Source organism: Bdellovibrio sp. SKB1291214 (genome assembly GCF_002209355.2).
In the GTDB taxonomy this organism is placed as follows: Bacteria; Bdellovibrionota; Bdellovibrionia; order Bdellovibrionales; family Bdellovibrionaceae; genus Bdellovibrio.
In genome coordinates this window covers 1,617,397-1,638,395 of the sequence record NZ_CP106855.1, presented here as the reverse complement: position 1 = coordinate 1,638,395, position 20,999 = coordinate 1,617,397, and the positions used below count along the sequence as shown (strand labels likewise).

Genomic DNA, 20,999 nt, shown 5'->3' with positions numbered 1-20,999 from the left:
ATGAGGGGTTTCAGTGTCTACAGAAGAACAACAGCAACCAGCTTCCTATTCAGCCGATTCAATTCAGGTTCTTGAAGGTCTCGAAGCGGTTCGTAAACGTCCCGGAATGTATATCGGTGATACACAGTTTAAAGGTTATCATCACCTTGTGTATGAGATTGTGGATAACTCGGTAGACGAACATCTTGCGGGATATTGCAAAACAATCAAAGTTTCTATCAACGCGGACGAGTCCATCACTGTTGAAGATGACGGTCGTGGTATTCCTGTTGCGACTCAAAAACAAACTGGTAAATCAGCACTTGAACTAGTTATGACCGTACTTCACGCCGGTGGTAAATTCGACGGCGGTGGCTATAAAGTTTCCGGTGGTCTGCATGGCGTGGGTGCTTCCGTTGTGAATGCCCTTTCCACTCGTGTGAGTGTTGAAGTTCAACGTGAAGGACACTTCTGGAGACAGAACTACGAACGTGGTAAAATCCTTGCGCCGATTGAAAAAGGCGAAGAGACAACAAAAACGGGAACGAAAACAACTTTCAAACCAGATCGCGATATTTTCAAAGATGAAACTTTGACTTACGATTTCGCGACTCTTGCAAATCGTTTCCGTGAACTTGCGTTTCTAAATGCGGGTCTTCACATTTCTTTGTCTGACGAACGCACAGGTAAGAAACAAGATTTCCAATACGCTGAAGGCGTCGCGGAATTCGTGAAGTACATGAATCAATCTAAAAAATCTCTTCATAACGAAGTGGTTTATTTCAAAGGCGAAAAAGACGAAGTCGAAGTTGAGATCGCCATGCAGTGGAATGATTCTTACTCAGAATCTATTTTCACATATTGCAATAATATCAACACACATGAAGGTGGTACTCACCTTGTTGGTTTCCGTGCGGCACTTACTCGTACAACCAACGCGTATGCCACTGAAAAAAATCTTTTGAAAGATCTTAAAACAAATCTTGAGGGTGAAGACATCCGTGAAGGTTTGGCAGCAGTTATTTCTGTTAAAGTTCGCGAGCCGCAATTCGAAGGACAAACAAAAACTAAACTTGGTAATGCCGAAGTTAAAGGTATCGTCGAGTCTTTGGTGAATGAAAAACTTGCTGACTGGATGGATCGCAATCCTTCTGTTTCGAAAAACGTCATCATGAAGTGTGTGGAATCAGCACGTGCTCGTGAGGCGGCTCGTAAAGCTCGCGATCTGACTCGTCGTAAGACAGCGTTGGATGGTGGTTCACTGCCAGGTAAAATGGCGGACTGCCAAGAACGTGATCCAGCTCTTTGCGAACTCTACCTGGTGGAAGGGGACTCCGCGGGAGGTTCCGCGAAACAAGGTCGTGATCGTCGTACGCAAGCGATTTTGCCTTTGAAAGGTAAAATCCTAAACGTAGAAAAAGCGCGCTTTGATAAAATTATTTCCTCTGAAGAGATTAAAGTCATTATCTCGGCACTAGGAACTGGTATCGGTAAAGACAATGTGAACGTGGATAAAATCCGTTATCACAAAATTATTATCATGACCGATGCCGACGTCGACGGATCCCACATCATGACTCTTCTTTTGACGTTCTTCTATCGTCAAATGCCATTGGTTCTTGAGCGTGGTTATGTGTATATCGCACAACCACCTTTGTACCGCGCGAAAAAAGGTAAAGAAGAAACATACTTGAAAAATGAAGCTGCGTTGACTGAGTATCTTTTGAGCTCAGGTCTTAATAACTTCAAAATCAAAGGCAAAGAAAACTTGCCCGAAGCGGATCTTCGTCAGTTGATCCTAAACATCCAAAAACTGAACAGCTTGATCCGAGTTTCTTCTAAGAAATACGACAAAGATGTTTTGTATTTCATGCTCAGCAAAGTTGCTGACCTTGAAAAAACATTGGGTGATGAAGGTAAGTTGAAATCAGTTCTAGCTGACATGACTGCCTGGGTGAATGCGGATCCAAAATTGGGTATCACAGAATTCAAGGCAGAAGTTAAACCAGATGAAGCCACCGGAAAACCTTACGCTGATATCTACACAGTTCGTTATGCTGATCGCATGACAACAAAGTTCAGCCTGGATAGTCTGCGCTCTTCAGAAATGATCGAGCTTCGTAAAATCTGGGGTGAAATCCAAGGCATCAGTACATTGCCACTGACAATCATTGAGGGCGAAAACGAAATTCAATTCGAAAGCTACAATGAGTTCTATGAACACGTGATGGAATCTACGAAAAAAGGAATCTACATCCAACGATACAAAGGATTGGGAGAGATGAATCCTGAGCAGTTGTGGGAAACGACACTGAACAAGGAAAACAGAACTCTTTTGAGAGTTTCAATCGAAGACGCTGTAGCGGCTGATGAAACGTTCTCAATCTTGATGGGTGAGATGGTCGAGCCACGTCGTAACTTTATCCACGAAAACGCTCTACTTGCTCGTAGCCTTGACGTTTAATTTTTAGGTATTGGTGATAGAATATGGAAAATAGTAATCAAGAAAAAGGCGTCACGGTTGTCGATATCAGTAAGGAAATGCGCGGAGCATACCTTCAATATTCGATGTCAGTCATCGTGGGGCGTGCACTTCCAGACGTACGCGATGGTTTGAAACCCGTACATCGTCGCGTTCTTTTCGCACAAAGTGAAATGAACAACCGTCATAACAGACCGTATTTGAAATCTGCCCGTGTGGTGGGTGACGTTATCGGTAAATACCATCCGCATGGTGACTCGGCTGTTTACGAAACAATGGTTCGTATGGCCCAGGATTTCTCTCTTCGCTACCCGCTTGAAGATGGTCAGGGTAACTTTGGTTCTATCGACGGCGACAGCGCAGCAGCCATGCGTTATACGGAAATCCGTATGACACCGATGGCTGAAGAGCTTCTAAATGATTTGGAAAAAGAAACTGTTTCTTTTGGTCCGAACTATGATGACTCTTTGCAAATCCCGTTGGTGTTGCCAGCGAAATTCCCAAATCTTTTGGTGAATGGTTCTTCGGGTATCGCGGTTGGTATGGCGACAAATATTCCGCCACACAACTTGGGTGAAGTGATTGATGGTACAATCCATTTGATCAACAATCCTCAGTGTCAACTTGAAGACTTGATGGTTCACATCAAGGGACCTGACTTCCCTTCTGCAGGTGTGATCGCCGGTCGTGAAGGTATCTTGCAGGCTTATAAAAAAGGCCGCGGTATCATTTCACTTAAAGCTGTTGCGGAAATTACTCCGAACAAAGACCGTGAAGATATCATCATCACAGAAATTCCGTACCAAGTTAATAAAGCAAAACTGATCGAAAGCATCGCGGACCTAGTTCGTGATAAAGCCATCGAAGGTATCTCTGATATCCGCGATGAATCTTCTCGTGAAGGTATGCGTATCGTGATCAATCTAAAACGTGGCGAAAACGCTTCCGTTATCTTGAATCGCCTGTACAAATTCACTCAGATGCAAGTTTCTGTTGGTATCATCATGCTTGCGCTTGATGCGAAAAACCAACCTGTTACTTTTGACCTTAAAGGCATGCTTGAGGCGTTCGTTGATCACCGTCGTGACGTTGTTACGAAACGTTGTATCTTCGAACTTAAGAAAGCCCAAGAGCGCGCGCACATCTTGGAAGGTTTGAAAAAAGCCCTTGATCATATCGAAGAAGTTATCAAGACGATCCGTGCTTCTAAGGAAGCTCACGCCGCTCGTGAAGCCTTGATGTCTAAATTCGAATTTTCTGAACGCCAGGCCATTGCAATCCTGGAAATGCGTTTGCAACGTTTGACAGGTTTAGAGCGTGATAAAATCATCGAAGAACTTGCAGAGTTACAAAAACAAATCGACTGGTTGAAGTTCGTTTTGGCTGACGTTCGTGAAATCTACAAGATCATCGTTGGTGAGCTTGAAGATATGAAAAAACGTTATGCTGATCCTCGCCGTACTCAACTGCAAGGCAGCCTAGACGATATCGAAGATGAAGATTTGATCGCTGACGAAGACATGGTTGTGACTGTCACAAACACAGGACTTATTAAGCGTATGCCAACGGCCGAATACCGTGTTCAAAAACGCGGTGGTAAAGGCTTGAAAGGCATGGAAACAAAAGAGGAAGACTACGTAACAGATCTATTCTCTGCTTCGACTAAAACGATGCTTCTTGTCTTCACTGACAAAGGTAAAGTGTACTGGGTGAAGGTTCATAAACTTCCGCTTGGCAGCCGTACTTCGAAAGGGAAGTCATTAGCAAACGTGGTCCAACTTGCTTCAGGTGAAAGCGTTCGCGCGATCTTGCCGGTGAATGAGTTTGATGAAAATAAATTTGCAGTCATGCTAACTGAAAAAGGTGTGATTAAGAAAACCTCTATGGATTCTTTCGCGAACCCAAGAACTGCGGGTGTTATCGCCCTTACAACGGATCTTGATGATGCGATCATCGACGTGAAAATTTCTGATGGTCAATCAGACATCTTCATCGCGACTAAAGAAGGTATGTCGATTCGCTTCAACGAAAACGACGTGCGTGGAATGGGTCGTACAGCTCGCGGCGTGAAAGCTATCACATTAGCTAAAGATGACGTTGTTGTTGCGATGGAAGTTCTTGAAAAGAACACTCCAGACACGATCTTAATGGTGACTTCGAAAGGTTACGGTAAACGTTCTGAAGTGGGCGAATACCGCGTTCAATCTCGTGGTGGTGTTGGTATCATCACTCAGAAAACGACTGACAAAGTTGGTAACGTTGTTGGTACGAAAAAGGTTTCTGAAAAACACGAATTGATTCTTTCGACGGACAAAGGACAAGTTATCCGCATGAAAATGACGGACATCTCAGTTCTTGGCCGCAATACACAAGGTGTTCGTTTGATTAACATCGACGAAAAAGAAGAGACGGTAACTGGTTTGGCGGTGGTAGAGGATGATCACTCTGACGAAACAGCATCTGCTCCAACTGCACCTGAAGGTGTGACTCACTAGTATGATCAGAGGAGTACTGGCTGTAATATTCCTACTCCTCGCCGCTTGTTCCAGTCAGGAACAGGGGGATTATAAAACCGCGGAAAAAAATGTATCCCAGGGTAACTACAAAGTTGCCCTGGATTATTTTGACCGAGTCATCTTAAGAAATAATAAATCAGAGTATCCCCTTGATGCTGCTCGAGAAGCTGCTCGCGTTGCTTTCTTCGAATTGAAAGACTATGAGCGCACAATTGGATACCATCGATTCATCGTGCTTCATTCGAGTGACGAGAAGGAGCGCCTGACTTCGCAAAAGCAAATTGCGGAGATTTATTTTAATAATCTTCAAAATTATCAGGCCTCGATTGTTGAGTTTAGCAAGCTTCAACAGATGCCTCATACAGATTTAGAGGCCTCCCAGTACCAAATGAGTGTGGCGCGCGCACATTACTACATGAACAATTTCTTTCAGGCGGAATCAGAGATTGATTCCATGCTTCGCTTAAAATCCGATGACAATGTTCGCTTTCAAGCTTTGATGTTGAAAGGAAATATCCTGGTTGCAAAAAAAGAGTATGTGAAAGCGATCGATATTTTTAAAGGTCTTATCGAAAAATATCCTCAGCGCTCTGTTCAAGAAAACGTCGGATTAACACTGGCCGTTTGTTACGAGGAAAATGATAACTTCAAAGAAGCGATCAAGGTGCTTGAGGGTTATCGCGATAAATACAGTCCCCCAGAATACATCGAACTTCGTATTAAACGTCTTCAAGAGCGCATGAAAAATGCGCCTGGTGCGAAAGGCTTTAGGAAGTAATGAGAAAGTATATAATTTTTGCATCCATAGGCTTCGAACTTGTCGGGTTGATCATCGGGTGTTTCTACTTGGGTGAACTTCTGGATAGTAAGTATCAAACTAAAGGCATGGCCTTTGTTGGTTTGAGTTTGGCGGCCTTGGTGGGCTGGCTCGTCCGTGTGATTTGGCTTTTAAAGCGCATGGATGCCCAAGAAGAAAAAGAAAACGCGAATAAGAAACCATAAATGAAAAGAGTTTTGATTTCTCAGCTTCTAGTTGCGGCCGTTGGCTACCTCGCCGCCCTGTTTTTTGCTGCACCTAATCAAGCAAACTCTTATCTTTGGGGCTCCCTAACTATATTAATTAGCTTTTCCATGATGGGCCTGGGGTTCGGGCTCGTCTTTCGGAAAAAACTGGTTGCCCTAGGCATCTCCCTCATTGTATTTAAGTACGCGATTTTAGGCATCATTATCTACACTCTTGTGAAACTCGATTGGTTTTCATCAATTGCGTTTGCACTCGGTGTTGCTAGCTTTATTGTTTCTGCAATCTATTATGCGATCAGTGAAGCTTTGAGAGAGGAATTAGAAAATGGCGGCAGAACACCACCCGTTTAACTGGACACAGCTTATCCCTGCAGTTGGCGTTGAGTATTATCACATCGCGACTCTTGCGATCGTTACTGTGGCGACTATCGGTATCGGTTTAATGGCTCGTGCATCTTTGGGTAAAGGTGACGTTGCAGTTCTTCCTGCAGATAAATTCTCTCTTCGTGGAATCATGGAGATGCTCACTGAAATGATGTCGGGACTTGCCGACATGGTTATCGGTGAACACGGCAAACACTATGTTCCGTTCTTTACTTCAGTATTCTTCTTTATCGTATTCAACAACTTGGTTGGTATGATCCCAGGCATGACTCCTGCGACTGAAAACATCAATACGACATTCGGTTTCGGTATCTTGATGTTCTTATTCTATAACTTCCAAGGTGTGAAAGAAAACGGTCCAATCGCTTATCTTAAACACTTCATGGGTCCGGTTCTTTTCTTGGCTCCATTGATGTTTGTTATCGAAATCGTTTCCCACTTGGTTCGTCCATTCTCATTAGGTCTTCGTCTTGCGAACGTAATGATGGGTGACCACACGGTACTATCTGTATTCTTGGATCTAGTACCAATTGGTGTACCAATTCCATTCTATGTAATGGGATTGTTCGTATGCTTTGTTCAGGCTTTTGTATTTACTTTGCTTTCAATGGTTTACGTAGCATTCGCGATTGCACACGACCACTAAAAGGCAAATATTTAACCGTTCTCTAAAGGAGACACACATGAAAAAATTGATGGTTGCTCTAGTAGCAATGTTCGCAGCAGCTCCAGCATTCGCACAAGAAGCAGTAGCAACAGCTACTACTACAACTTCTGACAAAGGCTTGGTTGCTTTGGCAGCTGCATTGACTATCGCAGTAGCGGTATTCGGTGGCGCTATGGCTCAAGGTAAAACTGCTGCTACAGCACTTGATGGTATCGCTCGTAACCCAGCGGCTTCTGGTAAGCTTTTGATCCCAATGATCTTGGGTCTAGCTCTTATCGAGTCTCTAGTTATCTACGCGTTGATCATCGCTTTGAAACTTTCTTAGTTTGCTTACACTCCGACTCTGTCGGAGTAGTTGGTCGCAGCTCAGGCTGTAGAACTAAAAAGATCAGAAATGATTTTAAAAAGGCTGGGTTTATCCCGGCCTTTTTTATTTGGTAATTTGGTACGGACACACTTTGTCCACTGTATCTCCAGCGAATGCGCCCTACCCTGCCGCCTAAAAATCTACATAGAACAATACGAAAATGCTCAAAAGTACGGCCTTACTTTCTTTATCGAAAATAAAAAAAGGCCGGTGTTTCCACCAGCCCTCGATTTAATTTTCGTAATTTCTACACCCGCTGCGGGTGTGCGGACGTCCGCAGTTGAAGGACAAAGTAAGGCCGTACCTTTTATAGGTACTTATTTACCACGGCTTCCACGCGGTCTTGGATGCGTTTCATGCCTTCGGCTGTTGTCGCTTCATAACGTACAACCAAGACTGGTTGTGTGTTTGAAGAGCGGCATAATGCCCAACCGTCTTCGAAGCTTAAGCGGATGCCGTCAGTTAAGTCTACTTTGTAGTCAGCATCCGGGCCGCCCTTGAAAGCTTCTTTCATTTTTTCGACGATCAAAACTTTTTTCTCTTCAGTCGTGTCGATGCGAATTTCCGGCGTGTTAAATGCGGGCGGAAGTCCTGCAAGTAATTCAGGAATATTTTTTCCTGTTTTTGCCAGGATTTCTACCAAGCGAAGACCTGCATATGGAGCATCGTCGTAACCAAAGTTGCGATCTGCAAAGAAGATGTGACCAGACATCTCTCCGCCGAATGGTGCTTTTTCAACTTTGATTTTTTCTTTAATCAAAGAGTGACCTGTTTTCCACATGATAGGTTGTCCACCGTGTTTTGCGATGTCGTGATACAAGCGATCCGAACACTTCACATCACCCACGATTTTAGCACCCTTGTTAGTTTCAAGAATGGCGCGGGATACGATAGTCATCAGTTCGTCACCGTAAACCATGCGACCCGTGTGATCAACAACACCGATACGATCTGCATCACCGTCAAAGCCGATACCACAGACGGCACCTTCTTTTTTAACCTGGGCAGCCAGAGCTACCAGATTTTTTTCAACCGTTGGATCTGGATGGTGATTCGGGAATGCACCATCTGGTTCTTCGAACAAAATTGTCGGAGTCAAGCCGCAGGCTTCGTATAGACCGCGAACCACTGAACCACCAGCGCCATTACCACAATCCAAAACGACTTTAACGTTTTTCATTTGGCCAAACTCTTTTTTGTAGTGCTCGTAGTAGCTTGGGCGGATATCGAAAGATTCCACAGAACCTTTGCCATCGATGTATTCACCTTTTTCGATGATCTTACGAAGTTCCTGAATTTCCTCGCCAAAGATTGTCGTTTTACCCAAGGAGATTTTGAAACCATTGAACTCTGGAGGATTGTGTGAACCAGTGACTTGAACTGCGCCGTCCACTTTCATGGTGAATGTCGAGAAATAACACACAGGGCTCGTTACAAGGCCCAAGTGAATAACCTTAGCACCTGAATCGACAAAACCTTTTTCCATGCTCTTAACGATCGCTGGAGAGCTTACACGAGCATCGTGGCCGATAGTCAGTGTTGGATTAGAAATATTTTTAACGTTCTTCATGTGAACAACGAAAGCGCGCGCCAAAAGATAAGCGAAATTGTCGTCAAACTGACCGTTATAAACGCCGCGAATGTCGTATTCTCTGAAAATTACCGGTTGATACATAGAAACCTCACTTCAACTAGGTATTGGAAACAATTAGAATTAATCCTAACTAGGCTTGCTGTCGAGTCAAATTAATAGACCAGCGAATAGCATCAATCATAGAGTTGGGATTGGCTTTATTTTTACCAAAAATATCTTTGGCCGTTCCGTGATCGACACTCGTGCGAACGAACGGAATTCCGAGGCTGATGTGAACCCCGCTATCTTGTCCGTGTATCATCTTAAATGGAATTAAACCTTGGTCATGATAAAGACATAAGTAAACGGAATATTTTTTCCAGTTTTCTTTAAAGAAAGCAGCATCCGGAACAAGGGGTCCCTCGTAAGGAATTTTCTTTTCTTTAGCAAAGGCAGCAAGGTTTGGAAACACCATTAACTCTTCGCCACCAATCATCCCCTGTTCACCCGAGTGAGGGTTTAAACCTAAAACACCAATAGGCTTTGAACGTTTAGAGGTAGGCAAAGATTTGCGCAAAAGATCTGCATTCAACAGAGCCTCGGCAATAGTGCTAAAGCTAATGTGCTTCGAGACCTGGGAAATCGCAAGGTGTCCCGTCGCTAAAACCACGTTAAATTCGCTACCGGCGAATCCCATATGGACGGTTTTTGTTTTCGAAAGACGTTTTAAAATATCGGTGTGACCAAGATCTTTCAAACCAGCGTCTTTGATCAAAGTTTTGGAGAGTGGAGCTGTTGCCATGCCGTCTAACTGCTTTTTCATACAAGCTTTAGCAGTGGCTTCCACCCAATGAGCAGGTGATTGATCAGAGCAAATATCAACCAAGTAATTGCCTTCAACCTTAAGGGCTTCCTCGAGGTCGTCGACGACGATACGTTTAAACTTTTGATCGATTAGCTTCAGATACTTTGCAGAGGCATTGTCGTTCCTCCACAAGAAAAATTGCACTCCCTTTTGCGGGCCAAGCTTATGAAGGGCTTTGGCAGTTACTTCAAAGCCAATCCCATCATCATCGCCCGTGGTGAGTGCAATTCGTTTGTTACTCATTGATTCTTACAAAGGAATCGTCGCGTTTGTTTTGCAACCACAGGCGGAGCTGACGTTTAAAGCTTGCTTCCATAAGCTGCGCTTTGATTCTGTCTTTTTGCTTTTCAAACTTTGGATCTGGCGTAAGTTTTTTAGTCGTAAGTTTAACGATGTGAAATCCTAAGCGAGATTTCACAATTCCAGTTGTCTCTCCAACCTTTAAGTTGCCGATTGCTTCTTCGATCTCCGGTAAGAACTCACCGGATTTAAAGCTACCCAACGCACCACCCGCAGAGAAGTTAGGATCTTCACTGAATTGTTGAGCCAGGTTCTCAAAATTTTCGCCAGAGCGAAGCTTTGAAAGAGCAGTTTCCGCACGTTTATAGGCCGCTTCAGATCCGCCCTTTTTCGGGTTAAAGAAAATATGAGAAACAGAGAATTCATCGATCGCAGGTTTATTGTTTGGGTTTGATTTCAAGTATTCATTCAAGGCGTCTTCGTCCGAAATACGAAGTTTTGAAATGATCTCTGTATCCATCAAGTTTTGCTTTTCGATTTTTTCTTTTAGGAAGGTTTTGTATTCAGCAATATTGATGCCTTGACCTTTAAGAACGCTAATTAACTCAGACTCAGCAACGTTATTTCTTTTTGCCATGTCTTTGAATTCGTTTTCCACACGATCATTTGTGACTGATAAATTCAAACGCTTGATCTCAGATGAAATGATCTTTTCGTTGATCAAGTAATCCATTTGCGCTTTGCGATCTTTTTTTAGAGAGTCCGCTGATTTACCATCCAACAAAGCATCATCGATCATTCCCGGTTTGGAAATTCTGTTCTGCAATTCCTTAAGATCAGATTCTAAGATGATTTCGTTGTTTACAACGGCCAAGGTTTTTTCAACCACTTCCGCTTTTACCGGCACTGCTAAAAATAAAGAAACAAGCAAACTAATCATTATTCCCTCGGGTATCTACGCTGATGGAATTCATCAACTCGTAGTCCTTTAGGACTTTACTACTTCTGAGCTGAGCATCAAGCCACGCCACGTATTCTGCCTGCTCGCGTTGAGCTTTAAGCGCGCGCGTAATCTGTGGACGTACCTCTTCGAGCCCTAAAGTAGAAGCTGGAGCCTTTTTTTCCACACGAATCAGATGGATGCCGAAGGGACTTTTGATCATTTGCGTCCCGACAGAGTTTACGAAGAGCTTATCGAAATAATCGACAGTCCCTTTTTCGATCCAACCAATTACTCCACCCTGTTTTGCTTCCGGGGTGATCGAGAATTTCTTGGCAAGCTCTGCAAAATCTTTGGTTTTTAAATCGGTCTTGATTGCGTCAGCCTTGGCTTCCTCATCGACGACGATCTGACGAATATAAATGCGCTCCTTACGTTTAAACATGTCCTTATGGTCATCGTAATAGCGTTTAATTTCGTCTTCAGAGATTGGCTTAGCTTTCTCGTTAATTTTTTTAAATACCTCACGTTCGATCAAGCTAAAGCGAAGTTCTTCCCGCCATTCAGCGAAAGAAAGATTTTCTTGTGCAAGAGCGCGGCGGAAAGAAAGGTCGTCGGGATAGTTGGCTCGCAACTTATCCACTTCTTTATCCAGAGTGTTTTCAGCCACTACAATACTTTGAGCTCGCGCCCAATCCAGCGTCAGACTCTTCACCAAAAAATCGCGAAGAATTTCTTCTTTAATTCTTTGAACGTTGTTGGGGTCCTTGGCTGCCAGAGCATCAAAGTTCTTAAGTTTTCGAGCCAGTTGATTTGCGAACTCTTTCGCTGTCAATACGTGCTCATTCACCTTCTCAACGGGCTGTTTAGAAAGTTTTTGATATTTGGAAGGACATCCCGCCAACAACATGCTTGTTAAAATAAAAAGCCCCGTTTTGGCGGGGCTCTTTAGGAATTTCATCTGTTTAGTTCCTTATTTGATAAGGTTTTTATTTTCTTTGATAGAGTATGATTTTTTCAACTTCTCAAAGTAGTTATTAAAGATAACTTTTCTTTTTTCGTCGTAAACGGCGGCTCTGATTTGGCGCTTGTCTGCGTTTTCAAAGCTGCGACGGCCAGTCACTTTAATGATGTGGAAGCCATATGGAGATTCGATGAGCCCCTTTACTTCACCGACCTTCATGGAAGCTGCCGCCTCATAGTATGCAGGAACGATTGTAACACGAGATTGCCAGCCGATGTCACCACCAGCTTGCTTAGAAATCGCATCGTCAGAGTACAGCTTAACAAGTTCCTCAAACGGACGTTTTGACTTCTTAACTTCAGAAAGAATTTCTTCAGCGCGTTTTCTAGCTTCGCTGATTTGAGCGGCAGTAGCACCTTGTTTAAACTCAATCAAAATGTTGCTAGTGCGGATTTCAGGATTGTTTGCGTACCATTCCTTCATATCTTTGTCAGAAATTGTGATTTTTTGAACTTGGGGACCCAGCTCTTTTTCAAGAAGGGCTTTGTACATAGCTTGGCGAAGTTGCTCCTGAACGATTGGGTCTTTTTCCAAATTGCGCTTTTCAGCCTCTTGAAGTCCGACTTCATAGCGAACCATGTCCTCTAGGAACAATTCTTTTGTTGGAGGATTTGTTGTTTTTGATTTGATGTCGTTGAATTTCTTATTGAATTCATCAAGCGTAATCGTTCTTTTACCCACCTGAGCCAACACTTCAGAAGATTTTTGCGCGAACGCCGGTGCCGCGATGAGCATCAAGATGCTGATAACTAATTTCATACTTTAAAAGTCCCTTTAAAAAGTTGAATGCAAACTATGTTAAAACGCTAGCACTAGGTATTATTATCCGCAATGAAATTAACAGCTTGCTGACGAGTACGGTGCAAAACGGACTCCAACTCTAGAGCAAGGTCTGGGTTTCTAGGATCCTGATCCTTTGTGACTGGAGGAAGACTCTCACTCCACACAATTGTTACTTTAGCGAACGGTTTTGGCAGGAAAGTTTTATTCCATGATTTGGGGAAATAAATTGCGCGGTCCACATGCACACCCGCCGCATAAATCGGCCCATGAACCATGCGCGATAGTTCGAACACACCTGGCTTCACTTTGTGTAACGGACCTTTAGGACCATCAACTGCAAAGCTGCAATTTCCCCCGTCTTTTACTAAACGCAAAAGACCTTTTAGGGCTTGCACACTTCCCCGCGAAGATGATCCGCGGCTGGTTTTTGCACCCATCCACTTCAGCACAGTTGCCATCAATTCTCCGTCTTTGGATTGCGATGCAATTGTGGCGATCCGATAGCGTTTAACGATTGAAAGAAGTGCGAGCTCATCACCGTGCCAGTGAGCAAGAACAACTGGATTTTTATTTTGCAGAGATTGCTTGAGTGACTCGGGCTCAAAGAGCCGAACCCTCCATGTCCATGAGAGGGTTCGGTAAAATACAAAAACGATAATAGGAAGTATGTATTTCCTAAACACGATTAGTGGTGAAGAGCCTTTTTGAACTCTTCAGTCAATTTCGGAACGATTTCAAGAGCGTCACCTACGATACCGTAAGTGGCTTTTTGGAAGATAGGAGCGTTCGCATCGCTGTTGATTGCAACGATAACTTTAGATGAACCCATACCTGCCAAATGTTGAATTGCGCCGGAAATACCCACAGCGATGTACAAAGAAGGAGCCACTGTTTTACCAGTTTGACCCACTTGCATACCGTGTCCTACCCAACCAGCATCCACTACCGCACGAGTTGCACCGACTGTGGCACCCAATACGTCAGCAAGATCATTCAAGACTTTAAAGTTTGCAGCTTCTTTCAAACCACGGCCACCAGAAACGATAATGTTTGCTTCAGTCAAATCTAGTTTTTCAGAAGCCCCCTTAACGATTTCTTTGATCAAAGTTTTCAAATCCGTTGCAGAGTTTGTGTTTTCAACAACGTTTGCTGTTTTTGATGTGTCAGCAGCTTCAACTGGAAGTTGATTTGCACGCATCAATACGATTTTGATCGGGCTATTTTCAAAGTTAACTGTCGCAAATGCTTTACCCGAGTACATTGGTTTAACTGCAGTTACGTTGTCACCGTTAATAGTCAACTGAGTGCAATCAGAAGCAACACCCGTGTTCAAGCGAGCAGCAACACGTGGGAACAAATCCTTACCTGTTGAAGAAGCTGAAGACAAGATGATCGAAGGTTGAACTTTGTTTACGATCGCAACCATGTTTGCAGTGTATGATTCTGGATTGTAAGAATCCAAAGAAGCATCTTTGACTACGTGAACTTCGGAAGCACCGTTGTGACCGATAGCTGCAGTTACATCACCAGCGTGAGAGCCGAAAGTCACAGCAACAACTGTGTTGCCAGATTTCGCGGCTGCTTGCAAAAGCTCGATGGAGCTGCGTTTAAGTTTACCGTTTGTTTGTTCAGCAAATACTAATACTTTTCCCATTGCCAACTCCTACAGAACCTTCGCTTCGTCGCGAAGAAGTTTAACTAGCTCTGCTGCTTGTGCAGAAGAGTCGCCAGAAAGCATTTTAACTGCTGGTTTTTCCGCCGGAAGAGTCATACCAGAGTATTTTACTTTGATGTCAGTCGCAGGAATGTTCAAAGAAGCGAATTCGATTTCTTTGATCACTTTCTTTTTCGCCTTCATAATACCCGGCAAAGAAGCGTAACGAGGCATGTTTAAGCCTTTGTTGGCGCCAACCACTGCTGGTGTCATCATTTGCACAACTTCTTTCGCACCACCCTCAACGTCACGCTCAACAGTTACGTTTTCGCCATTGAAGGCAAACTTAGAAACCACAGTTGTGTGAGGAATGTTCAAGAATTCAGCCATCATTTGGCTAACGGAAGATGCATTGTCGTCGATTGCAAGCTTGCCGGTGAAAATGATTTTCATTCCGCCTTCGGCTTTAATCACTTCGGCAAGGGCTTTTGCAGTTGAGAAGTTATCTAGACCTTCGCCGTTAATAACGATGGCTTCGTCAGCACCCATGGCAAGCGCCGTACGCAAAGATTCTACGACACGTGCTTTAGGACCCGCACTCAAAACCCACACTTGAGAGCCTGGATTGGCATCGCGAAGCTTGTTTGCTTCCTCGACAGCGTATTCGTCGTAAGGGTTCATGACCCATTTAATCCCCGCCGTATCGATACCGGTTTGGTCGGGAGAGATTTTAATTTTAGTTTCAGTGTCTGGCACCTGTTTGATGCACACGAAAATCTTCATATTTTTACCCCGTTTTTAGAGGACCAGTTCTATCGCAGATGATTTCAGAGGCAAAACTAAATCCTCAAAGTCTAACATGTTGCGAAACATGACAGGGGTCATGGACAAATCAAACCCCCGAGGAGTAAGTTAATTAAAAACTTAATGAGAATATAAAGCTATATCACAAGGGGTTTCTAACCATGTTTTCATTTCTCGGAACAACTGTCGGGAAAAAATACGTAATGGGAATCACTGGTCTTATTTGGGCGGGCTTCGTGCTGACTCATATGGCCGGTAACATGCTCATTTTCGTAAGCCACGACGCTTACAATGCCTATGGACACGCAATCACAAGCGGCAAGCTAATCTATATCGCTGAACTTGTTTTAGTGTTGGCTTTGATCACACACGTTTACATGGCGATTTCACTTACAATAAACAATCGCGAAGCAAAAGGTCAAAAATACGCAGTTGCAGCTAAAGGTGCAAAGCGCGTGACTTTGGCTTCAAGAACAATGGCAATCCAAGGATCTTTGATCTTGGTTTTCGTTATTCTTCACTTGATCACCTTCAAATACGGTCAGCACTATGAAACGAATGTTGATGGTGTGCCAATGCGTGACCTTGCAAAATTGATGGAAGAAGTATTCCAACAGCCGGGCTATGTAGCTTGGTATGTCGTTGCATTAATTCTTTTGGGTTTCCACTTGAAACATGGTGTGGGATCTACGTTCCAATCACTGGGTTTAATGGAAGGGACTTACCGCAATCTTTGGACGAAGCTAAGCATTGGTTACGGCATTGTCGTGGCTCTTGGTTTCATCTCTCAACCTCTTTACCTTTTCCTCATGCGCTAAGGAGCACGTCATGGCTAACATTTTAGATAGCAAAATTCCAAGTGGTGCGATTGAAGACAAATGGGAAAAAGCCAAGTTTGAAAACAAACTTGTAAACCCTGCTAATAAAAGAAAACATTCAGTGATCGTTGTGGGTACTGGTCTTGCTGGTGCTTCTGCAGCTGCTTCTTTGGGTGAGCTTGGTTACAAAGTAAAAGCATTCTGTGTGCATGAATCCCCTCGCCGTGCCCACTCTGTGGCCGCTCAAGGTGGTATCAACGCCGCTAAAAACTATCAAAACGATGGTGACTCTACTTACCGTCTTTTCTATGACACAGTTAAGGGCGGAGATTTCCGTGCTCGTGAAGCCAACGTTTATCGTTTGGCTGAAGTGTCTGCAAACATCATCGACCAAATGGTTTCTCAAGGTGTTCCTTTCGCTCGTGAATACGGCGGCACTTTAGCAAATCGTTCTTTCGGTGGTGCGCAAGTTTCCCGTACATTCTATGCCCGCGGTCAAACGGGTCAGCAGCTTTTGTTGGGTGCGTACTCGCAAATGATGAGACAAGTTGACGCTGGGACTGTTGAGCTTCGCTATCGTCGTGAAATGCTTGATCTTGTTGTTATCGATGGAAAAGCACGTGGCATCATCGTTCGTAACTTGCTGACAGGTGAGATCGAGGCCCACGAAGCTGATGCAGTTATCATTGCATCCGGTGGTTACTCAAACGTGTTCTTCCTTTCTACGAATGCGATGAACTGCGCAGTAACGGCAGCTTGGAAAGCTCACAAACGTGGCGCTTACTTTGCAAATCCTTGCTATACACAAATTCACCCTACCTGCATTCCTGTTCATGGTGAAAATCAGTCAAAATTGACGTTGATGTCTGAATCTCTTCGTAACGACGGTCGTGTATGGGTTCCAAAAGCAGTTGGTGATAAACGTCATCCAAACGATATCCCTGAAAATGAACGCGACTACTACTTGGAGCGTGTATACCCTTCATTCGGTAACTTGGCTCCTCGTGACGTAGCTTCTCGTCAGGCGAAATACGCTTGTGACGAAGGCCGTGGTGTCAATGAATCTGGTAAAGCTGTTTACCTGGATTTTGCTGATTCTATCAAGCGCCTGGGCGAAGAGAAAATCGCTGAGCGCTATGGTAACTTGTTTGAAATGTACGATAAGATCACGGGCGAAAATCCTTATAAACGTCCAATGATGATCTACCCTGCTCCACACTATACGATGGGCGGCTTGTGGGTTGACTATAACCTTCAATCAACCATCCCTGGATGTTTCGTCGCTGGTGAAGCAAACTTCTCTGACCACGGTGCGAATCGTTTGGGTGCATCTGCATTGATGCAAGGTTTGGCAGATGGTTACTTTGTAGTTCCATACTCAATCGGTAACTATTTGGGCGGGACGAAACTTAATAAAGTAACGACAAACGACGATGCGTTCAAAGCGGCGGTCGAGGGCGTTAAAAAAGAGATCAGCACACTAGTAAATATCAAAGGTAACCGCACGGTTGATAGCTTCCATAAAGAGCTAGGTAACATTATGTGGGAAAACTGCGGTATGGGTCGTAATGCTGCCGGCTTGAAAAAAGCACTTGAAGAGATTCCAAGAGTACGTGAAGAGTTCTGGCAAAACGTACGTATCCCTGGCGATCCAAACTACTTAAACGTGGAGCTTGAAAAAGCCGGCCGTGTCGCTGACTTCTTGGAGCTTGGTGAGTTGATGTGTCGTGACGCTTTGGAGCGTGAGGAATCATGCGGCGGTCACTTCCGTGAAGAACACCAAGATAACGGTGAAGCAAAACGTGACGACGCTAATTTCTGTCACGTAGCTGCGTGGGAATACACAGGTAACATGAAAACATCTGTGCGCCACAAAGAAGAGCTGACTTTTGAAAACGTTCACCTAGCAACTCGTAGCTATAAATAAGAGGCTTAATATGAGTGGAAAACATATCAATCTGACGTTGAAAGTATGGAGACAAAAAGGGTCTAAAGATCAGGGCTCCTTCGTTGAATACCAAGCTAAGAATGTTTCTGAGCACGCCTCTTTTCTAGAGATGCTAGATGCTGTGAACGAAGAGATCGTTGCCAAAGGCGAAGAACCAATCGCATTCGACCATGACTGCCGCGAAGGTATTTGTGGTACTTGTGGTTTCGTAATCGACGGTGAAGCACACGGTAAGTTGAAAGCAACAACGGTTTGCCAACTTCACATGCGTAATTATAACGACGGTGAAACTTTAACTATTGAGCCGTTCAGAGCAAATTCGTTCCCAGTTATTAAAGACTTGATGGTTGATCGTTCTGCATTAGACCGCATTATCTCTTCTGGTGGATATATCTCTCAAAATACGGGAAATCCACAGGACGCGAATGCGATCTTGATTCCTAAAGCAGATGCCGACGAAGCAATGAGTTCTGCAACTTGTATCGGCTGCGGGGCATGTGTAGCAGCTTGTAAAAACGCTTCTGCAGCGCTTTTCACTTCAGCAAAAATTTCTCACTTGGCTTTGCTTCCTCAAGGCGCAGTGGAAAAAGACGAACGTGCTTTGCGTATGGTTGCTGCAATGGATTCTGAAGGCTTCGGTGCGTGCACAACGACGGGTGCTTGTGAGGCGGCTTGTCCTAAAGAAATCCAACTTACCAATATCTCTCGAATGAATCGTCAGTTCTTAGGGGCTGTTTTAACTCAGAGACCGAAGCATAAAGACGGCGGCGCAGGCTAAGCTAACAAGCTGCAGTTCATAAAAAATTAAGTGATTCAAAGGGGTTCAGTCATATGAACCCCTTTTTTTATATATTCTTTTAACCTTTAAATTCCGCATCATCGGTCATTCCCAACAGAGACGCATCCTAGACCTCCATCTGTGATTTTTCCCTCAAGCTCGAACATCAAACTTCCGAAAACTAGACCAAGGATTGGGCTTATGAAGAAGATTGATCAACTTATGGCAGAACTAGGCTTCAACAAAAATGCACCAGACAGTGTGAAAGAAGCTTTAATCAAGCATTTAATCAAAGTGTCTGAAGGGGTAAACGTCACGACTCCTTCGGAGAATCGCGAAATGGCTCAACATCCGGAAAAAATTGTTCAGTTTAAGTTTCCAGAGCAAATGAGCTTTGGATTCGCAGACGAGAAGTCAACGCGCCCAACACGACCTAAGACTGGCTAGACGCTAGTCTATGGTCTAGGTTTTTCCCCGACTCCAAAAACAAATAAAATCCTGACTTTCAGATTGGTACCATTTTGGAACTGGAGGACTGCTAGGCAATTTTTGCCGAGACTTTCCTCTGACAAAATCACCTTTGAAGGAGGGATTATGAGAGGGCTTATTGGAAGAGCCGTGCTCGGTTTGTTCGTTTCTGCTAGCGCTTTCGCTGCTAAACCTGAAGCTGTGCCTGGTGAATATATCGTTCAATTGAAAAATCAATACGCGATTCAATCGACACAGGTTTTGAGTCAACAACTAGGTGCCTACGTTAAAGAAACAATTCCAAGCATGAACATTGTGGTTATTAAAAGACCCATGTTCGAACTAGCTGACAGCGTAGTAAAAACGCTCTCTCAAAATCCATTAGTAGACATCGTTGAGCCAAACTATATCTATCGCATCAACAAAACTCCCAGATACTGGTATTGACTATAATCATCCAGACCTTAAAGACAATTTGTGGACCAATGAGGCTGAGCTTAATGGTCAACCGGGCGTAGACGATGACAATAACGGTATCGTTGACGATATTTACGGCGCAAACTTTGTTAAAGCTGAAAAGCCAACTGGGAATCCAATTGATGACCATGGCCACGGTTCTCATTGTTCTGGTACTATCGGTGCTAAAGGTGATGATGGTAAAGGTATCGTGGGTGTTAACTGGAATGTTCGCTTGATGGGTGTAAAATTCTTGTCTGCTGACGGTTCTGGTTCTCTTGAGGGTGCTCTTAAAGGTATCGACTATGCGGTTAAAATGGGTGCGAAAATCCTTTCTAACTCTTGGGGTGGCGGTGGCTACTCTGAAACTTTGAAGCAAGCAATTCAAAGAGCTAACGATGCAGGCGTGCTTTTCGTGGCAGCAGCGGGAAATGAATCCAACGATAACGACGCAAACCCAACTTATCCAGCGACGTACGATATTCCAAACGTACTTTCTGTCGCAGCGATCGATGATAGTGGCCGCTTGGCTTCATTCTCGAACTACGGTAAATCTAAAGTTCACGTGGGTGCTCCTGGCGTAAACATCTACTCTTCCATTAAAAATGGTGGTTACGATTCTTGGTCTGGTACCTCAATGGCGACTCCTCATGTTTCTGGTATCGCAGGCCTATTGGCGGCTAACGAGCCAGGATTAACAGGTCAACAAATCAAAGAACGTATCATGGCAACTGCAGTACCAATCCCGGGCTTGCGCGGTAAAGTTCGCACGATGGGTGTTGCTAATGCTTATGCAGCTTTGACAAACACGATTGCTCCTCCAGATGTGAATGATCCCGTTAATTGGCAAACAGTTCCAGCTAGCGCATCTACAGCTCATCCGTATGCAAGCAAATCAAATCAAACATTTGAAGTGCGCGCTCCAGGTGCAAAACAAATCGCAATCTATTTTGCGAAATTCGACACTGAACGCGATTACGACAAAGTTGAAATCTACGATTCAACTGGAAAACTGGTTCAAACGATCTCTGGTAAGGCTGATGATACTTTCTCAAGCATCATTGAAGGTGACTCTGCAAAAATCGTTTTCACTTCAGATGATTCAGTAAACCGTTACGGTTTCGACATCACAAAAATTGCTTTCCGTTAGTCTGGAAACAAATCTTTGAAACGGCAAAAGCCATCTCGTCTATCGAGGTGGCTTTTTGTTTTTAATCAGTCGAATGCTGC

Annotated in this window: 21 protein-coding genes; 13 read left to right on the top strand and 8 right to left on the bottom strand. The window is 44.0% G+C overall.

Annotated features, from left to right (window positions below):
* Window positions 1-13: 13 nt before the first annotated feature.
* Genes gyrB through B9G69_RS08130 form a run of 7 tightly spaced genes read left to right on the top strand, consistent with a single transcriptional unit; the run spans window position 14 to window position 7,376 of the window.
* Window positions 14-2,443, top strand: coding sequence for a DNA topoisomerase (ATP-hydrolyzing) subunit B (gyrB, locus tag B9G69_RS08160; RefSeq protein WP_088616019.1), 2,430 nt, complete (start codon window positions 14-16; stop codon window positions 2,441-2,443).
* Between the two features lie 23 nt (window positions 2,444-2,466).
* Complete coding sequence (gene gyrA / locus B9G69_RS08155) at window positions 2,467-4,956, top strand: DNA gyrase subunit A (protein ID WP_088616020.1); 2,490 nt, start codon at window positions 2,467-2,469, stop codon at window positions 4,954-4,956.
* A 1-nt stretch (window position 4,957) separates the two neighbouring features.
* Window positions 4,958-5,755, top strand: coding sequence for a tetratricopeptide repeat protein (locus B9G69_RS08150; RefSeq protein ID WP_088616021.1), 798 nt, complete (start codon window positions 4,958-4,960; stop codon window positions 5,753-5,755).
* Entirely contained in the window at window positions 5,755-5,979 is a 225-nt protein-coding gene (locus B9G69_RS08145) for an AtpZ/AtpI family protein (RefSeq protein WP_088616022.1), read from the top strand. The genes B9G69_RS08150 and B9G69_RS08145 overlap by 1 nt, the downstream gene beginning before the upstream one ends.
* Entirely contained in the window at window positions 5,980-6,351 is a 372-nt protein-coding gene (locus tag B9G69_RS08140; RefSeq protein WP_088616023.1) for a hypothetical protein, read from the top strand. It begins immediately after the preceding gene.
* Window positions 6,326-7,030 (top strand): F0F1 ATP synthase subunit A, encoded by a 705-nt coding sequence (atpB, locus tag B9G69_RS08135; protein ID WP_088616024.1) that lies wholly within the window; start codon window positions 6,326-6,328, stop codon window positions 7,028-7,030. The genes B9G69_RS08140 and atpB overlap by 26 nt, the downstream gene beginning before the upstream one ends.
* A 37-nt stretch (window positions 7,031-7,067) precedes the next feature.
* Window positions 7,068-7,376, top strand: coding sequence for an ATP synthase F0 subunit C (locus B9G69_RS08130; RefSeq protein ID WP_088616025.1), 309 nt, complete (start codon window positions 7,068-7,070; stop codon window positions 7,374-7,376).
* Window positions 7,377-7,725: 349 nt separating this feature from the next.
* On the opposite strand, the gene B9G69_RS08125 is transcribed toward B9G69_RS08130, so the two are convergent.
* From B9G69_RS08125 to B9G69_RS08090, 8 genes are all read right to left on the bottom strand, one after another.
* The gene (locus B9G69_RS08125) at window positions 7,726-9,093 is read right to left on the bottom strand and encodes a phosphomannomutase/phosphoglucomutase (RefSeq protein WP_088616026.1); all 1,368 of its coding nucleotides are present in this window, start codon (window positions 9,091-9,093) and stop codon (window positions 7,726-7,728) included.
* Between the two features lie 49 nt (window positions 9,094-9,142).
* Entirely contained in the window at window positions 9,143-10,099 is a 957-nt protein-coding gene (locus tag B9G69_RS08120) for a 4-hydroxythreonine-4-phosphate dehydrogenase PdxA (RefSeq protein ID WP_088616027.1), read from the bottom strand.
* Window positions 10,092-11,036 (bottom strand): peptidylprolyl isomerase, encoded by a 945-nt coding sequence (locus tag B9G69_RS08115; RefSeq protein ID WP_088616028.1) that lies wholly within the window; start codon window positions 11,034-11,036, stop codon window positions 10,092-10,094. The genes B9G69_RS08120 and B9G69_RS08115 overlap by 8 nt, the downstream gene beginning before the upstream one ends.
* Window positions 11,029-11,997: a peptidylprolyl isomerase gene (locus B9G69_RS08110; protein ID WP_088616029.1), complete on the bottom strand. Its 969-nt coding sequence runs from the start codon at window positions 11,995-11,997 to the stop codon at window positions 11,029-11,031. Before B9G69_RS08110 ends, B9G69_RS08115 begins: the two co-directional genes overlap by 8 nt.
* Before the next feature lie 12 nt (window positions 11,998-12,009).
* Window positions 12,010-12,819 (bottom strand): peptidylprolyl isomerase, encoded by an 810-nt coding sequence (locus B9G69_RS08105; RefSeq protein ID WP_088616030.1) that lies wholly within the window; start codon window positions 12,817-12,819, stop codon window positions 12,010-12,012.
* Window positions 12,820-12,872: 53 nt separating this feature from the next.
* Entirely contained in the window at window positions 12,873-13,301 is a 429-nt protein-coding gene (locus tag B9G69_RS08100) for a DUF374 domain-containing protein (protein WP_265438028.1), read from the bottom strand.
* Window positions 13,302-13,528: 227 nt separating this feature from the next.
* Entirely contained in the window at window positions 13,529-14,497 is a 969-nt protein-coding gene (locus B9G69_RS08095) for an electron transfer flavoprotein subunit alpha/FixB family protein (RefSeq protein WP_088616032.1), read from the bottom strand.
* A 9-nt stretch (window positions 14,498-14,506) separates the two neighbouring features.
* Window positions 14,507-15,280, bottom strand: a complete 774-nt coding sequence (locus tag B9G69_RS08090; protein WP_088616033.1) for an electron transfer flavoprotein subunit beta/FixA family protein — start codon at window positions 15,278-15,280, stop codon at window positions 14,507-14,509.
* A 182-nt stretch (window positions 15,281-15,462) separates the two neighbouring features.
* Here B9G69_RS08090 and B9G69_RS08085 point away from each other — a divergent pair, with 182 nt between their 5' ends.
* The 6 genes from B9G69_RS08085 (at window position 15,463) to B9G69_RS08060 (ending at window position 20,919) form a co-directional block, all read left to right on the top strand.
* Window positions 15,463-16,119, top strand: coding sequence for a succinate dehydrogenase cytochrome b subunit (locus tag B9G69_RS08085; protein WP_088616034.1), 657 nt, complete (start codon window positions 15,463-15,465; stop codon window positions 16,117-16,119).
* A gap of 10 nt (window positions 16,120-16,129) precedes the next feature.
* The gene (locus tag B9G69_RS08080) at window positions 16,130-18,046 is read left to right on the top strand and encodes a fumarate reductase/succinate dehydrogenase flavoprotein subunit (RefSeq protein WP_088616035.1); all 1,917 of its coding nucleotides are present in this window, start codon (window positions 16,130-16,132) and stop codon (window positions 18,044-18,046) included.
* A 10-nt stretch (window positions 18,047-18,056) separates the two neighbouring features.
* Window positions 18,057-18,845 (top strand): succinate dehydrogenase/fumarate reductase iron-sulfur subunit, encoded by a 789-nt coding sequence (locus B9G69_RS08075; RefSeq protein WP_088616036.1) that lies wholly within the window; start codon window positions 18,057-18,059, stop codon window positions 18,843-18,845.
* Window positions 18,846-19,046: 201 nt separating this feature from the next.
* Window positions 19,047-19,292: a hypothetical protein gene (locus B9G69_RS08070; protein ID WP_088616037.1), complete on the top strand. Its 246-nt coding sequence runs from the start codon at window positions 19,047-19,049 to the stop codon at window positions 19,290-19,292.
* Window positions 19,293-19,439: 147 nt separating this feature from the next.
* Window positions 19,440-19,760 carry a S8 family serine peptidase gene (locus B9G69_RS08065; protein WP_265438027.1) on the top strand — a complete coding sequence of 107 codons (321 nt, stop codon included), beginning with the start codon at window positions 19,440-19,442 and terminating at the stop codon, window positions 19,758-19,760.
* Complete coding sequence (locus tag B9G69_RS08060) at window positions 19,708-20,919, top strand: S8 family serine peptidase (RefSeq protein ID WP_265438026.1); 1,212 nt, start codon at window positions 19,708-19,710, stop codon at window positions 20,917-20,919. Before B9G69_RS08065 ends, B9G69_RS08060 begins: the two co-directional genes overlap by 53 nt.
* Window positions 20,920-20,999: the final 80 nt, after the last annotated feature.